Consider the following 13,993-nt stretch of genomic DNA (forward strand, 5'->3'; position numbering starts at 1 on the left):
AACGGGCCGCGCGCCCAACTACATGTCCAGACCCAAATCCAGCACCCGCACCGAGTGGGTAAGCGCGCCGATCGCCAAATAATCGACGCCCGTCCCCGCGTAATCCGCTGCCTGGTCGAGCGAAAGGCCGCCCGAAGACTCAAGTTTCGTGTTCGGCGCCACCGCATCGCGCCGCTGCACCGCCGCTTGGGTCTGCCACAGCGGGAAGTTGTCGAGCAGCACCAACTCCACGTTTTCGGCAAGCACCGCGTCGAGTTGTTCGAGGCTGTCGACTTCCACTTCGCACGCGATGTCGGGGGCCAATTCCCGCACCGCACGCAACGCGGCAACAACGGAACCGGCGGCGACGACGTGGTTGTCCTTGATCAGCGCCGCATCGCCCAGACCCATGCGGTGGTTCACGCCGCCGCCAACCCGGACCGCGTATTTCTGCAATCCGCGCAGGCCAGGAAGGGTTTTGCGACTGTCGCGGATAGCGCAGTTGGTGCCAGCGACCTCGTCGACCCAGGCCGCAGTCGCCGTTGCGATCCCTGACAGATGGCACACGAGGTTAAGCATCGTGCGCTCGGCAGTGAGCAGACCCCTCGTCGGCGCTTCGATCGCGAGCACAGTCGTGCCCGGCTCCACCCGCGTGCCATCGGCAACCCGATCGGTGACGGTGTACCCGCCAGCGCCAAGGACTTCATCAAGCACGAGCAACCCAACATCGAGCCCGGCCACCGTTCCCACCTGCCGCGAAACAACGGCCGCTTTACTGATCGCATCGGCGGGCACGGTCGCGATGGTGGTCACGTCGGGCCCATACCGCAAGTCCTCATCGAGGGCGGTACGGATCAGCGCTAAGACTTCGTCGCGATCCAACGCGGCGTCAATGGTCATGCGAGCACTCCTAGTCGATGCGTTCTATCGAAATTCCTTGCCGTGTTAGCGACACCCCGAACGTCGCGCACACTAACCCTGGCTGCCCCGAAACGCGCCCAGGCCACCTCACCAACGAGAGCCCAGGCACCACTCACAGCAGGCCCCGTCGTCCTGAACCGCGCCCGGCGCGACTCACCAGGCGCAACCCGGACGTCGCTCACAGCAACCCTGACCGCGCCGAACCGCGACCACGGCAGCTCACCAGTGACAACCCGAGCACGGCCCGCAGCCAGGCCCGCCGCGCCGAACCGCGCTGAACCGCGCAGCCCACCAGCGCGGGCGCCAGCACCGCTCACGGCAACCCCGGCCGCGCCGAACCGCAAGTACGGCAGCCCACCAGCGACAGTCGATTGCGACATCTTCACAACTCGTCGTTCAGCGCATACGAGCGGAGCTGCCTCCATGGGAAAGTTCCTCATCGAACCGTTGCCGGATCAGCAAGTCGGTCGGCTGCCGAATGCGAAAGTACTGGCACCCCTTCAGCATTGAGGCGCACCGCCCGACTGTGCCGCTGCGCATCGTCGGTTGCGGGGAAGTCGGCGCGGGTGTGGCACCCCCGACTTTCGGTTCGCGCTTGCGCGGCAACAAGCAGCGCTTGCGCGGTCAGCGTGAGTGCCGCATCCTCAAGATCGCGGCGATACGCCCGCGCAGCATCAGCCAGAGGAGCGCCCACAACGACGTTCGACGCCCGACCACGCCCAGCATCATGGCTCCCCATCGCCCCGTCGTGCGAGCCGCGAACGCCCGCCGCACCCTGATCACGAGGACCCGCGGCAGTCTCACTCCGCGCACCGGGCCACCTGCCAGCAGGACCATCTGCGAAGCCATCGTGCCCAGAAGCAGCCGAATTGCCATGCGGCGCAACACCACCCGACCCACGCACCCCGGCGCCGTCCCGCATCCCAGCACCAACGCCCAACCGCGTCACACCAACAGCCGAAGCAATCCGCTCAGCCGCCGCTCGCATCCCCTCCCCCTCCCGCACCACCGAAGCGTGCGCTGTCATCGCCTCCTGCACCAGCCCACGCTCCGCGAAACGCAAAGGCGCGCAATCGATCTCGCGCACCTCAGCACGCACTCCACGCCGCTCAGTCGCGACCACCCCCGCGCGCTCGCCAACAACCAGCCCCTCCAACAAACTGTTGGACGCCAACCGGTTCGCCCCGTGCAACCCCGTCCGCGCCACCTCACCAACCGCGTACAGTCCCGGCACCGACGTGCGCCCCGCCGTATCCGTCAACACCCCACCGCATTGGTAATGCGCGGCTGGCGCGACCGGAATCAGCTGGGTCAGCGGGTCGATACCCGCCGCCAGACACGAGGCCGTGATGGTCGGAAAACGGCGCGCGAACTCGTCAACCCGACGAGCGTCGAGGTACACGTGATCGGTCCCCAACACCCGCATCCGCTCCGCGATCGCCCGCGAAACAACGTCGCGTGGCGCGAGATCGCCGCGCGGATGCACGCCTGCGGTCACCGAATCCCCCAGCGCGTCAACAAGAATCGCACCCTCACCACGCACTGCTTCGCTAATGAGCGGTCGACGACCAAGCCCGCCGGGCGTATACAGCACAGTGGGGTGAAACTGCACAAACTCCAGGTCGGCAACAGCGGCACCCGCCCACAACGCGAGCGCGATCCCATCGCCGGTAGCACCGGCAGGGTTGGTGCTCAGCGCATACAACTGTCCGAGCCCACCCGTCGCCAACAACACCGACGGCGCGTGCACGACGCCAAACCCGTTGTCCGACACCGCGAGTACGCCACACACGCCATCGGAACCGACAAGCACCCGCACCGCGGCCGCCCCGAACATCACCGGCAACCCTGCCGCGTTCAATGCCCGCTGCACCTCAGCGCCGGTCGCATCGCCACCGGCGTGGATGATCCGTCGCGTGCTGTGCCCACCTTCGCGGGTGCGCGAGATCTGCCCGTCCCGCCCGAGGTCGAAGACCGCGCCGAGGTCGGTGAGCGCGGCAATCGCCGACTGCCCACCGGCGACAATCGACCGCACCGCGTCAACATCGCACAATCCGACCCCGGCCTCAACGGTGTCGAGCACATGCGACTCCACCGAGTCGCCAACCGGCGCGACGACCGCGATCCCACCCTGGGCGTACTGAGTCGACGTGTCCGTCGGCCCACCTTTGCTCAACGTGAGCACCCGCAGCCCACGTCGTGACGCGGTGCGCGCGGCGGTGAGTCCCGCGACGCCACCGCCGATCACAACCAGGTCAGCCTGCGCCTCCCAGGTTGGGGAAACGCCTGTCATCTCACTCGCCGCCACCGGGGTTGCCGATCGCGATCATCCGCTGCACCGACGCCTTGCCCGCTTCTGCCATCGCCAGGTCGACATGCACCTCATCGGCACCTTCGACCAGGCACCGCAGCAGCGCGGCCGGGGTGATCATCTTCATGTACTTGCACGACGCGCGATCGTTGACGGCCTGGAAGTCGATCCCCGGCGCGGCCTTGCGCAGCTGGTGCAGCATGCCGACCTCGGTCGCGACGAGCACCTGCGTCGACGTCGAGGCCTTCGCCGCGTCGATCATCCCGCCGGTCGACAGAATGTGCACCCGCTCAGCAGGGAACGCACCTTCGCCCGCGAGGTACAAAGCCGAAGTGGCGCAACCACATTCGGGGTGGACGAACAGCTCAGCGTCGGGGTGAGTGCGCGCCTGCTCGGTGAGCTCGTCGCCGTTGATGCCAGCGTGCACGTGGCATTCGCCTGCCCAGATGTGCATGTTCTCGCGACCGGTCTCGCGCTTGACGTGCGCGCCGAGGAACTGGTCAGGCAGGAAAAGCACTTCGGTGTCGGGGTCGATCGACGCGACAACGTCGACCGCGTTCGACGACGTGCAGCAGATGTCGGTAAGCGCCTTCACCTCGGCGGTGGTGTTCACATACGACACCACCATCGCACCGGGGTGCTCAGCCTTCCACGCGCGCAGCTCGTCGGCGCTGATCGAGTCGGCGAGCGAGCAACCGGCGCGCGCGTCGGGGATGAGCACGGTCTTTTCCGGGCTCAGAATCTTGGCGGTCTCGGCCATGAAGTGCACGCCGCAGAACACGATCGTGCCTTCTTCAGCCTCGGCGGCGACGCGCGACAGCGCCAACGAGTCACCGACGTGGTCGGCCACGTCCTGAATCTCGGGCAGCTGGTAGTTGTGCGCGAGGATCGTCGCGTTGCGTTCACGCGCGAGTCGCCGCACTTCAGCGGCCCATTCCGGCGTGGCTTCGATGCCGGTGTAGCCGGTCGGCCCGTCGATGACCGCACCCATCAGCGTCGGCAGAACACTCGTCGCCATGATGGCTCCCTTCCTCGTGTGCGCGGCTTCGTCGCCGCGATTCGCACACAACCAGGTTTTCGACTTACAATCGAAAACATGCCCCATAGTAACACCGTCCACGAATCGCTCACCGCGGTGTTCCAGGTTCGCCACTTCCCCGACACCACAGCTCGGCGTAAGCGCCCGGAGCTGGCGGTGCTGCTGTGGGAACGCGCGCTCGACCCGCAACTGGGCACGTGGTCGCTGCCCGGCGGTCGACTACGTGACGACGAAGACCTCGATACGTCGGCCCGCCGCCAGCTCGCCGAAAAGGTCGACGTGCGCGAATTGGCCCACCTTGAGCAGCTGTCGGTCTTCAGCGACCCCGACCGCGTGCCACCTCCACGCCGCATCGCATCGGCTTACTTGGGCCTTGTCCCCCTCACGACCGAGCCCGAACTCCCCGCCGACACGCGATGGCACCCGGTTTCCGCGCTGCCGAATATGTCCTTCGACCACGGCGTCGTCGTCGACCATGCCCGCGCGCGGTTGGCGGCGAAGCTTTCCTACACCAACATCGCCTACGGCTTGGCCCCTGACACGTTCACGCTGTCGACCCTGCGCGAAATCTATTGCGCCGCCCTGGATTACGAGGTCGATACGACGAACTTGCAGCGAGTCCTGACCCGCCGCAAGGTGATCACCCCGACCGGCGAAACCGCGGCCCCGGGCCGTGCGGGCGGCCGCCCCGCGGCCCTGTACCGCTTCACCGACAGCGAGCTGCGCGTGACCGACGAATTCGCCGCCCTGCGCCCACGCACCACCTAGTCGAAACGGCGCTCGCGATGCTTTGACCTGCGCCGATACGCACGACCACTCGGCACCGCCGTGGCGGCGTTGGACGAACGCAACGCATTGCGCCGCCGCCACGCGACCAGCTCGGGCCGCTCAGCAACCGGCGCACTGACTTCCGACTTCGCACTCATCAACTTCCCCCTCCGCGGCGAATAACACCAGCATAGGCCGGGTATCCGACAACGCGCCAACGATTTTCACCCAGTAGGCGCGGCGGGCGGGTCGTCGTCGGCTAGCTCTTCTTCCGCATCGGTCAGCGGCGCACCGATGAGCACGTCGGCCCACCGCGCCGACGGGTCAATATCCAGCAGCAACGCCTTCACAAGCAACGTCAACGGGATGGCAAGCACCGCCCCGAGCGCGCCAATGACCCACGCCCAAAACACCAGCGAAAGGAACGTCAACGTGACGCTCAACCCAACCGCGTCGCCAACGAATTTCGGCTGAATGATCGACTGGATGACGAAGTTGATCACCGAATAAATCACGATCACCCAGATCATCTTCACCACGCCACCGTCGAGCAGCGCGAGCAAAGCGGGCGGAATTACCCCGATAACAAAGCCGATATTCGGAATGTAGTTGGTAATAAACGAAAGCAACGCCCACAGCAGCGGCAACGGCACCCCGAGCGCCCAGAGCGCACCGCCGTCGAGTACCGCGACAATCAAGCCGAATACCGTCGAAACCAGCAGGTATTTGCGGGTGCCCGCTGCGAAGTTCACGAGCGCGTTCGCGATCGCGGGCCGTCGATGTTCAACCACGTTCACGCGCGCCCGCATGCTCATCCCGTCGACTGCCATAAACAGCGCAAGCGCGAGCACAAAGAACACGTTCGAAAACACGCCAATCGCGCCGCCGAGGAAATCATCGACAAGCCCGACCACTTTATTGACGTCGATGTTGTGCAGCGCGTTTTGAATTTGCTCGGTGGTAATGCCCGCGCTGTCGAGCCAGCCACGCACGTGGTCGAGCAGACTGTTGAGCTGCTCGCTGTACTCAGGCAGCTGGGACGCCAGCTGCAAGGCCGAAAGGGCAAGCGCCGCACCAAGTCCCACGATGATGAAGACGACGAGGCTAAACGCGAGCAGCATCCCCAGCCACGCTGGCCACCCGCGCCGCTGACACCATTCCTGCACCGGCTGTGCGGCAATGGTGAGCATGAACGCGAGAAACGCGGGCCCGAGAATCGAGGAGAACGCCTTCAATCCCGCGACGACAACCACCGCCGCCGCGAGCGAAAGCAGCACGATCAGCCCGCGCGGAATCGACCACTGCGCTGCGGCCATCGATCCAAGCCGGGTCTCGCTCAAACGGGGAGGCGTCACGGCTCGACGCTAGGTCGGCGCGACGCGACGCACCTCCCCCGTTCTGGATGAACCGGGCTAGTACTGCGTGTCGACGCGCACCATGTCGTCGTCGCGTTCCACCGGAATGAGGTCGCCGAGCAGCCCCGACGCATCCGAACCAAGATCACTACGCGGGTGCAGCGCGGCGAGGAAAACCATGATCAGCGCGGCGATGAACGGCTGCACGATCAACGCCATGACCGTGCCAACCTCGGCGGGAAGCGCGATGATCGCGCCGACGGCAGGGTCGGTCGGGCGCGGATGAACCAGCCCGGCAACCCCTTCACCGACGAACATCATCGCGGCGGCGCCGAGCCCGGACGCGACGAGCACGGTCGCCCCGAGCACCGGCCCACGCGCCGATCGCACGCGCCACGCCGCGGCGACACTCAGCACGCCGACAACAGCGCCGAGACACAGAAACATCCCGACGCCGTCGAACAGATGCATGCTCTCGCCCGTGAGTACGGCAGCGCGCCCCGGCTGCACGACGCGCAGCCGTTCGGTTGGCGCGACGAGTCCCCACGCCACCCCGACTAGCGCGCTGACGCCGACAATCGCCGCGGCGACAACGCCGATCACGGTCACTTCCCGACGCACGCCGCTCACTAGCGACGTTCCAGCCGCGCCGACTCGATCACCCCGTGCCGCGAGCACTTCGCCCACCAGCCATCCGGGCTGACCTGCACAATCATCCGTCGCCCGCAGTGCTCGCAAAAACGCGGCGGTTCCAGCCCGAGCGCGGCAGCCGTCGGCACCGCGTCGGCCAGCCCGTCAACAATCCGCTTACCGGTGAACGGGTTGTACCGTTCGGTCGTTTCGGTCATGACTACAGCGTCTCGTTGAGAGCCTTGATCGGCATCTTCAACTCGCCGAGCAGGTCAAGATCCGACTCAGCCGGGCGACCCAGCGTCGTCAGGTAGTTGCCGACGATCACGGCGTTGATGCCGCCGAGCATGCCCTGCTTGGCGCCGAGGTCGCCGAGGGTGATTTCGCGACCGCCCGCGAAGCGCAGGATCGTGCGCGGCAGCGCGAGACGGAACGCGGCGATGGCACGCAGCGCGTCGGCGGCGGGCAGCACCTCAAGGTCGCCGAACGGGGTACCCGGACGCGGATTGAGGAAGTTCAAGGGCACCTCGTCGGGCTCAAGCGAAGCCAGCTGCGCGGCGAATTCGGCGCGCTGCTCGATGGTTTCGCCCATGCCGAGGATGCCGCCGCAGCACACTTCCATGCCTGCTTCGCGGACCATGCGCAGGGTGTCCCAGCGCTCTTCGTAGCTGTGAGTGGTGACAACCTTCGGGAAGTGCGACTTCGCCGTTTCCAGGTTGTGGTTGTAGCGGTGGACGCCCATCGCGGCGAGCTGGTCGACCTGTTCCTGGTTGAGCATGCCGAGCGAGCACGCGACCTGGATGTCGACCTCGTTGCGAATCGCTTCAACACCGGCGGCGACCTGGGCCATCAGGCGCTCGTCGGGACCACGCACGGCGGCGACGATGCAGAACTCGGTCGCGCCGGTCTTGGCGGTCTGCTTGGCGGCCTCGACCAGGCTGGGGATGTCGAGCCACGCGGCGCGCACGGGCGACTGGAACAGGCCCGACTGCGAGCAGAAGTGGCAGTCTTCGGGGCAACCGCCGGTCTTGAGGCTGATGATGCCCTCGACCTCGACCTCGGGCCCGCACCACTTCATCCGGACCTCGTGCGCGAGCTCAAGCAGCGCTTCGAGCTGGTCGTCGCCGAGCTTCAGCACCTCAAGCGTCTGCTCTTCGGTGAGCCCTTCGCCACGCTCAAGCACCTGCGCACGCGCGATAGCCAGAATGTCGGTACGGACGGGTGCCTGCGTCACGACGTGATGTCCCTTCGTCGGGTGGTTCGCGCACGGTCACTGGCTGATTCGCCTGCGCCTAGTCGTGCGACTTGAACGGTGTTCAGGATAGGGTAGCCGGTGTGAGTGGCGCACGACACTCGGGTTGGTGAATCTCGACGAGAGGACTGGCGTGCAACTGCACAAAAGCGATGTGATCGACGCCGCGGTCGCGATTGTCGACCAGTACGGACTTGGCGACCTGACCATGCGCCGTCTCGCGAGCTCGTTGCAGGTCCAGCCGGGTGCGCTGTATTGGCATGTGAAGGACAAGCAGAGCCTGCTCGGCGCGGTCGCCGACCGGATTCTCGCGCCAATGGACGACCCGATCGAAGCCGCCGAATGGCCTGCCCAGTTGACCGAGCTCGCCCACCGGCTGCGCGATTGCCTCCTCGCTTACCGCGACGGTGCCGAGCTGGTTTCGGCGACGTACGCGTCGCGCTTGACGACGTCGAAGGCGCGAGAACGCATGGCGGGCATCGTGATTCGCGCCGGAATGACGCGCGAGGAAGCCGAACTCACGGCCTACACGCTGCTCTACTACGTGCTTGGTCAAACAGTTGACGAGCAGTCGCGAATGCAGATGGATTCGGTCGGCGCGCTGACTGACGATGCCTCACCGCTGCTTGACTCGCCCGACCCCACGTCGCGCTTCGACTTCGGCCTCCAACTTTTCCTCGCTGGCGTGCGGACGATTTTGGGTGCGCGCGTGCGCTAGCAAGCGGCCGATCGATTCAGTCGTCGCTGACCATCGTGTGTTGGACGCGTCCCGGGAACCAGCGATAAATCGCGACGGTCCCGAGCCCGACACCGCACGCAAGCAAGACCCCTGCCGACGCCAAACCCATTGCGGCCCCGACCAATCCGACCAGCACGGGCCCGGTAAACATCCCAACATCGTGCGTCAACCGCCACGCGCCAAGGAACTCCGCGCGACGTCCATCCGGTGCCGCGAACGCGCCGACGGTCATGATCAACCCGTTGCTGAGTCCGTTGGCCAACCCGAGCACCATCGTCGCCGCGCCCATCGTCAGCGCTGAATGGGTGAACGGCAGCGCCGCGTAGCCGGCGGCGAAGCAGATCCCACACGCGACACCGGTGACGCGACTGCCCGCGCGATCGAGCCAGACACCGGCCGGGTAGGACATCAGCACGTCAACAGCGCCTGCCAGTCCGAACAGCACACTCGTTGTTGCTGGGCCGATCCCGAGATGCGCGGCCCACAGTGGCAGCAACGCGGTCCGCGACGCGCGCGCCGCCCCGATCGCCACCGAGGCGAGTCCGAGAGTGCTTAGCGCCCTTCGGTTTTCGGAAAGGACGGTGTAGAGCGGACGTAACTCGGTCTTGTCGTCAAGATCAGCGGATCGAATGACAAGGATCGCGAGACTCGCGGCCAGCGTGGTCGCCAGTTGCAACCACAACGCGCCAACCGGCCCAAACCCGTGCACCAACGCCGCACCGAAGAACGGCCCGCAAAAGAACCCGAGTCGATGCGACCCGGCGAGCAGCGACATCGCCCGCCCACGCTGGTCCGGAGACACCGCCGAAACTAAGTAGGTCTGCCGGGCGAGCCCCCACACCGCCCCCGCGGCACCGTTGAGCAACAACCCCACCGCGAGAACACCGAGATGCGGCGCGAAGATGGCAGCGACCACCCCAATCGTGCCGAGCACACTGCCAACCCCGATCGCCGCGCGCTCCCCAATCCGCGCGACGATTCGCCCGGCGGGCAGGTCGGTCAAGACCATCCCAAGCCCGCTGAGCGCGACAACGACCCCGGCCTGCCCCGCCGACGCGCCCAACTCCAGTGCCCGCAACGCGTACATCGGCGCGGCGGCCCCAGCGCCCACTCCATAGAGCGCCATCGGCGCGAAAACGGGTAAGACTAACGCCCGCAGCTGAACCGGTTGCTCGCTTGCGAGCCCGGCACTCACCCGCAGACTCGTGCTGCGAATGCCCGTTCGACGTGCGAATAACGGACTTGACGGGCGACGCAGCAATACATAAGTCAATTCAAACAACGACGGCGCACAATGCCCACCCTTACGGTTACCGTGATTCGATCTTGCCCGCCCCCGGTGTCGCTTTCCCCGCTGGCGCTTGCTCGAGCGAATTTCCTTGTCGCCGACCAGCATTCACCGACTCACGATGCTTGCTTAACCTCCGCCAGTTCGGCGTCGACCCCCAGCCCGGCGAGCAAAACCTCACGCAACCGGACGAACTCCAGGTGCGCGTGCCGACGCGGGCGCGGCACGTCGATGCGCTGGTCGATCGCGATCCGGCCCTCATCAAGGACAAGCACCCGGTCGGCGAGCAACACCGCCTCGTCCACGTCGTGGGTTACCAGCAGCACGGCGGGTCGGTGTCGCTCGCAGAGTGCTTGGAGCAGCGTGTGCATCCGAATCCGAGTAAGCGCGTCGAGTGCGCCAAAGGGCTCGTCGGCAAGCAGCAGTTCGGGCTCACGTACCAGCGACCGCGCCAGCGCGACCCGCTGCTGCTCACCGCCGGAAAGCTCACGCGGCCAAGCCTTTTCGCGCCCAGCGAGACCTACCTCGGCCAGGGCGGCACGACCGCGATCGCTCGCGTCGCGCCCGGTTAGTCCGAGGACGACATTGTCGAGTACCCGCGCCCACGGCAGCAACCGGGAGTCCTGGAAAACCACGCTGCGTTTGGTCGGCACCGACAGTTCGCCGGAGCCGGGCACGTCCGAATCGAGTTCGGCCAGCGCCCGCAGCAGCGTGCTCTTACCCGAACCGCTGCGCCCAAGCAGCGCGACAAATTCGCCACGGCGAATCTCAATGTCAATGCCGTTCAACACGATTCGGTGACCGAAGCCACGGGTGAGTCCCCGGGTTCGCACCACGGGGTCGGTGCTTAGTCGCCCAGTGTCTGTCGCCATGCCAGCGCCTTCCGTTCCGCCGCCCGCACGGCGAGGTCGCCGAAGAGCCCGAGGAGTCCGTAGATCACCAGACCGACGACGATCACGTCGATCTGTCCGTATGTGCGTGCTTGCGTCATGAGATACCCGATGCCGCTGGTCGCGTTGACCTGCTCAACAACGACAAGTGCCAGCCACGAGATCGTGACGGCTAGCCGCAGTCCAAGGAAAAAGCCCGGCAGCGAACCAGGCAGCGCGATGCACCGGAGAAAACCCCACCGCGACAAGCCCACCGTCTCGGCGAGCTCAACGTATCGGGCGTCCACGCTGCGCAGGTACGCGTGGGTATTGATGTAGACCGGGATCAGCACGCTGGTCGTAATCACGATCAGCTTCATTTCCTCGCCGATGCCGAACCACACGATGAACAGCGGGATCAGCGCGAGCGTCGGGATCGCCCGCTTGATCTGCACCGGCCCGTCGACGATCGCCTCACCGAGGCGACTTAGGCCTGCTACCAGTGCGAGCACAACGCCGATCACCACGCCGAGCCCGAGTCCGATCGCGGCGCGCTGTAGCGAGGTCAGCAGATTTGACTGCAGTCGGCCGTCGGCGATCAGGTCACCGGCCGTTTGCGCGACCGTCCACGGCGCGGGCAGGGTTTCGCTGTCAATCGCGCCGGTAGCCGACCCGATCACCCACGCGCCGACAAGCAGTGCGGGCCCAAGGGCGAACCCGAACGGAATGGGTTTGCCCGGCCCGAGCGTTCGCCTGCCTCGTCCGCGCGGAGCGAGCGCCGCGACCGGAGCGGGCGTGCTGCGAATCCGCCGCAGCACGCCCGCGTCAACGATGGCCATCAGCTTGCCGCCTGCCCGAACGCCGCCCCACTCGCGTTGACCGCTTCGGTCACCGCCGCGTCGAAACGCAAATCGAAACCGTCGGCCGCCTTGATCTTCTTCGGCAACTCGCCGACGGCGTCGATCGCGTCGATAGTTGTTTGCTGACGAGCGACTAGCTGCTGATCAAGGTGCGGGAAGGTGTAGGTGCCGATCGAATCGATAATGCGCTTCGCATCGTCGGCATTGACCTTCTGGTTTTCGACGTAGTACTTGGCCGCCCACTCGTCTCGGTGGGTGTTCGTCCAGTGCCATGCCCGGACGAACGCACCGACGAGCGCGCGGGTCGCAGCGGCCTTGGCCGGGTCTTGCACGACCGCGCGGCGCGCGTAGAGGTAGGCGAGTCCGCTGTAAATGCCTGCCGTTTCCGAATCGGGCAGCACCGACGCGCCCTGGGTGCGCAGCAACCGGGTGACATTGGGCTCGATCAGCGGCGCGACGTCGACCTGGCCCGTACGCACCGCATCGAGAAACTCGGCGAGCTGCAACCGGACCAACTGCACGTCGCTGGGCTTGAGCTCCGCTTTGGTGAGCGCCTTGAGCACGGCCGCTTGCTGCGCGGTGCCCTCGGCATAGGCGATCTTCTTACCCTTTAAATCAGCGAGTTTGGTGATCGAACGCCCCGGCGCGACCCCGAGCTTCAGCGACTGCGGATTTGCCTGATACGAGGCGACGATCGGCACATCCTGGCCTGCGGCGAGCGCGTGGATCGGTGGCACGTCGCCCACTTGACCCACATCAGCGGCACCGGCCCGGAAGGCTTCAAGAATGGCAGGGCCGCCGACGAAATTCGCAAACTCAATCTTGAACGGGAGTTTGTCGAGCTCGCCCGACAGCCGCAGCGCGGACTGCAACCGCTCTTGCTGATCTGCGACGACAAGCGTGGTGCCCGCAGGAACCTGAGTGGGTAGTGGCGCATCCGGGGTGCCGACCGGTGCGTCGCCGCCACGCGAACATCCGCTCAGACCGAGCGTCGCGACAGTGGCAACAGCGAGCAGGGCGGCGGTGGCGCGGCCGCGGAGCCCAGGCAGAAAGGTATTCGGTCGATGCATAACTGGCATTCAATCAACGCCAGGTTTGTCCGAATACCTTTAGCTTTAACGTGATTCGATTTTGCCCCGCTCGGCGATGGCCTTCACCTTGCCAAGTGCGACGCCCCACGCGAACTCGTTGTCGCTCTCGCTCAGCCCGTCAGGCACGCCCTCGTGTAGCGCGTCGAGTTGGGTGCCGCCGTCGGCGTCGCTCAGGATGAACGTGATGGTTTGCAGGCCCGCCATCTCAGGCTTGTCCGTCACGAATTCCAGCGCTTCGACGATCTGCTCGTCGGGAATGAGGCGGGTGAAGCGGCCGTAATACGCGTCGTGCTGCGGTTCGGCGTTCTCGCCAGTTTCGTCAGTGTGGGTGACCGTGATCGAAAACGAGCCGCCAACCTCGGGCTCGAACCGGTGCACCTCGGTGCTCATCCCCTCGGGCACCATCCACTCCGACACGGAGTCGCCGTCGAGCAGCAGTCGATAGACGGTAGCGCGTGGCGCATCAATGTGGATGCCAGTTTTGGTCGTGGCCATACTTCAACGGTAACCGTCACCGGGCCCGCTAGCCGTGAGCTACGCGCACATTCGTGGGCGACTTACCCCAGAAATGCCGAAAGGCCCCCAGCAAATGCTGGGGGCCTTCAGGGGAAAATTGTTCCGGCGGTGTCCTACTCTCCCACACCCTGTCGAGTGCAGTACCATCGGCGCAGGTGGCCTTAGCTTCCGGGTTCGGGATGGGACCGGGCGTTTCCCCACCGCTATAACCGCCGTAACACTATGAAACTGTCACACAGAGAGCCAACCCAAAACCCAACCCTTAATAAAGGTCAGACTTTAAGGAAGTCTTCTCGGTGATCTGTGTGTTGTTTCAGATACCGCACAGTGGACGCGTAACACCTTCATTCAGTAAGCCCTCGGCCTATTAGTACC

General features: G+C 65.7%; 15 protein-coding genes and 1 rRNA gene. 2 read left to right on the forward strand and 14 right to left on the reverse strand.

Annotated features, from left to right (window positions below):
• Positions 1–18: 18 nt before the first annotated feature.
• From nadC to nadA, 3 genes are all read right to left on the reverse strand, one after another.
• Entirely contained in the window at positions 19–879 is an 861-nt protein-coding gene (gene nadC / locus IEX78_RS22845) for a carboxylating nicotinate-nucleotide diphosphorylase (protein WP_188831112.1), read from the reverse strand.
• 457 nt (positions 880–1,336) lie between these two features.
• Positions 1,337–3,193, reverse strand: a complete 1,857-nt coding sequence (locus IEX78_RS22850; protein WP_188831113.1) for an L-aspartate oxidase — start codon at positions 3,191–3,193, stop codon at positions 1,337–1,339.
• A gap of 1 nt (position 3,194) precedes the next feature.
• The gene (gene nadA, locus IEX78_RS22855; RefSeq protein WP_188831114.1) at positions 3,195–4,229 is read right to left on the reverse strand and encodes a quinolinate synthase NadA; all 1,035 of its coding nucleotides are present in this window, start codon (positions 4,227–4,229) and stop codon (positions 3,195–3,197) included.
• A gap of 78 nt (positions 4,230–4,307) precedes the next feature.
• On the opposite strand from nadA, the gene IEX78_RS22860 reads away from it, so the two are divergent.
• Positions 4,308–5,018 carry an NUDIX hydrolase gene (locus tag IEX78_RS22860; protein WP_188831115.1) on the forward strand — a complete coding sequence of 237 codons (711 nt, stop codon included), beginning with the start codon at positions 4,308–4,310 and terminating at the stop codon, positions 5,016–5,018.
• Here the strand turns inward: IEX78_RS22860 and IEX78_RS22865 are convergent.
• From IEX78_RS22865 to bioB, 5 genes are all read right to left on the reverse strand, one after another.
• Positions 5,015–5,176: a hypothetical protein gene (locus IEX78_RS22865; protein WP_188831147.1), complete on the reverse strand. Its 162-nt coding sequence runs from the start codon at positions 5,174–5,176 to the stop codon at positions 5,015–5,017. The genes IEX78_RS22860 and IEX78_RS22865 overlap by 4 nt on opposite strands.
• Positions 5,177–5,242: 66 nt before the next feature.
• Positions 5,243–6,334 carry an AI-2E family transporter gene (locus IEX78_RS22870; RefSeq protein ID WP_188831144.1) on the reverse strand — a complete coding sequence of 364 codons (1,092 nt, stop codon included), beginning with the start codon at positions 6,332–6,334 and terminating at the stop codon, positions 5,243–5,245.
• Between the two features lie 96 nt (positions 6,335–6,430).
• Entirely contained in the window at positions 6,431–7,003 is a 573-nt protein-coding gene (locus IEX78_RS22875) for a DUF2567 domain-containing protein (RefSeq protein ID WP_188831116.1), read from the reverse strand.
• Positions 7,003–7,221: a biotin synthase auxiliary protein BsaP gene (bsaP, locus tag IEX78_RS22880; protein ID WP_188831117.1), complete on the reverse strand. Its 219-nt coding sequence runs from the start codon at positions 7,219–7,221 to the stop codon at positions 7,003–7,005. The genes IEX78_RS22875 and bsaP overlap by 1 nt, the downstream gene beginning before the upstream one ends.
• Before the next feature lie 2 nt (positions 7,222–7,223).
• A complete protein-coding gene (bioB, locus tag IEX78_RS22885; RefSeq protein WP_188831118.1) occupies positions 7,224–8,237 on the reverse strand; it encodes a biotin synthase BioB in 1,014 nt (337 codons plus the stop codon).
• A 151-nt stretch (positions 8,238–8,388) separates the two neighbouring features.
• Here bioB and IEX78_RS22890 point away from each other — a divergent pair, with 151 nt between their 5' ends.
• On the forward strand, positions 8,389–8,973 hold the full coding sequence (locus IEX78_RS22890) for a TetR/AcrR family transcriptional regulator C-terminal domain-containing protein (protein WP_188831145.1): 585 nt from the start codon (positions 8,389–8,391) through the stop codon (positions 8,971–8,973).
• 16 nt (positions 8,974–8,989) lie between these two features.
• Here the strand turns inward: IEX78_RS22890 and IEX78_RS22895 are convergent, their stop codons facing one another.
• The 6 genes from IEX78_RS22895 to rrf all read right to left on the reverse strand — a co-directional run bounded on the left by IEX78_RS22895 (position 8,990) and on the right by rrf (position 13,835).
• Positions 8,990–10,189 carry an MFS transporter gene (locus IEX78_RS22895; protein WP_229684259.1) on the reverse strand — a complete coding sequence of 400 codons (1,200 nt, stop codon included), beginning with the start codon at positions 10,187–10,189 and terminating at the stop codon, positions 8,990–8,992.
• 209 nt (positions 10,190–10,398) lie between these two features.
• Positions 10,399–11,154 (reverse strand): ABC transporter ATP-binding protein, encoded by a 756-nt coding sequence (locus tag IEX78_RS22900; RefSeq protein WP_188831119.1) that lies wholly within the window; start codon positions 11,152–11,154, stop codon positions 10,399–10,401.
• Positions 11,130–11,990, reverse strand: a complete 861-nt coding sequence (locus IEX78_RS22905) for an ABC transporter permease (protein WP_188831120.1) — start codon at positions 11,988–11,990, stop codon at positions 11,130–11,132. Before IEX78_RS22905 ends, IEX78_RS22900 begins: the two co-directional genes overlap by 25 nt.
• Positions 11,990–13,081: an ABC transporter substrate-binding protein gene (locus IEX78_RS22910; protein ID WP_188831121.1), complete on the reverse strand. Its 1,092-nt coding sequence runs from the start codon at positions 13,079–13,081 to the stop codon at positions 11,990–11,992. Before IEX78_RS22910 ends, IEX78_RS22905 begins: the two co-directional genes overlap by 1 nt.
• 45 nt (positions 13,082–13,126) lie before the next feature.
• Positions 13,127–13,597, reverse strand: coding sequence for an SRPBCC domain-containing protein (locus IEX78_RS22915; protein WP_188831122.1), 471 nt, complete (start codon positions 13,595–13,597; stop codon positions 13,127–13,129).
• Positions 13,598–13,718: 121 nt separating this feature from the next.
• Positions 13,719–13,835: ribosomal RNA gene (gene rrf, locus IEX78_RS22920) — 5S ribosomal RNA — on the reverse strand.
• Positions 13,836–13,993: the final 158 nt, after the last annotated feature.

Source organism: Nocardia camponoti (genome assembly GCF_014646135.1).
Taxonomy (GTDB): Bacteria; Actinomycetota; Actinomycetes; order Mycobacteriales; family Mycobacteriaceae; genus Nocardia; species Nocardia camponoti.

What these genes read in the sequence shown, in the direction of transcription:
- nadA (WP_188831114.1), bottom strand. Translation starts at nt 4,229, where the DNA reads ATGGCGACGAGTGTTCTGCCGACGCTGATGGGTGCGGTCATCGACGGG.
- IEX78_RS22905 (WP_188831120.1), bottom strand. Translation starts at nt 11,990, where the DNA reads ATGGCCATCGTTGACGCGGGCGTGCTGCGGCGGATTCGCAGCACGCCC.
- bsaP (WP_188831117.1), bottom strand. Translation starts at nt 7,221, where the DNA reads ATGACCGAAACGACCGAACGGTACAACCCGTTCACCGGTAAGCGGATT.
- IEX78_RS22860 (WP_188831115.1), top strand. Translation starts at nt 4,308, where the DNA reads ATGCCCCATAGTAACACCGTCCACGAATCGCTCACCGCGGTGTTCCAG.
- IEX78_RS22910 (WP_188831121.1), bottom strand. Translation starts at nt 13,081, where the DNA reads ATGCATCGACCGAATACCTTTCTGCCTGGGCTCCGCGGCCGCGCCACC.
- IEX78_RS22865 (WP_188831147.1), bottom strand. Translation starts at nt 5,176, where the DNA reads ATGAGTGCGAAGTCGGAAGTCAGTGCGCCGGTTGCTGAGCGGCCCGAG.
- IEX78_RS22900 (WP_188831119.1), bottom strand. Translation starts at nt 11,154, where the DNA reads ATGGCGACAGACACTGGGCGACTAAGCACCGACCCCGTGGTGCGAACC.
- IEX78_RS22850 (WP_188831113.1), bottom strand. Translation starts at nt 3,193, where the DNA reads ATGACAGGCGTTTCCCCAACCTGGGAGGCGCAGGCTGACCTGGTTGTG.
- IEX78_RS22870 (WP_188831144.1), bottom strand. Translation starts at nt 6,334, where the DNA reads ATGGCCGCAGCGCAGTGGTCGATTCCGCGCGGGCTGATCGTGCTGCTT.
- IEX78_RS22915 (WP_188831122.1), bottom strand. Translation starts at nt 13,597, where the DNA reads ATGGCCACGACCAAAACTGGCATCCACATTGATGCGCCACGCGCTACC.
- nadC (WP_188831112.1), bottom strand. Translation starts at nt 879, where the DNA reads ATGACCATTGACGCCGCGTTGGATCGCGACGAAGTCTTAGCGCTGATC.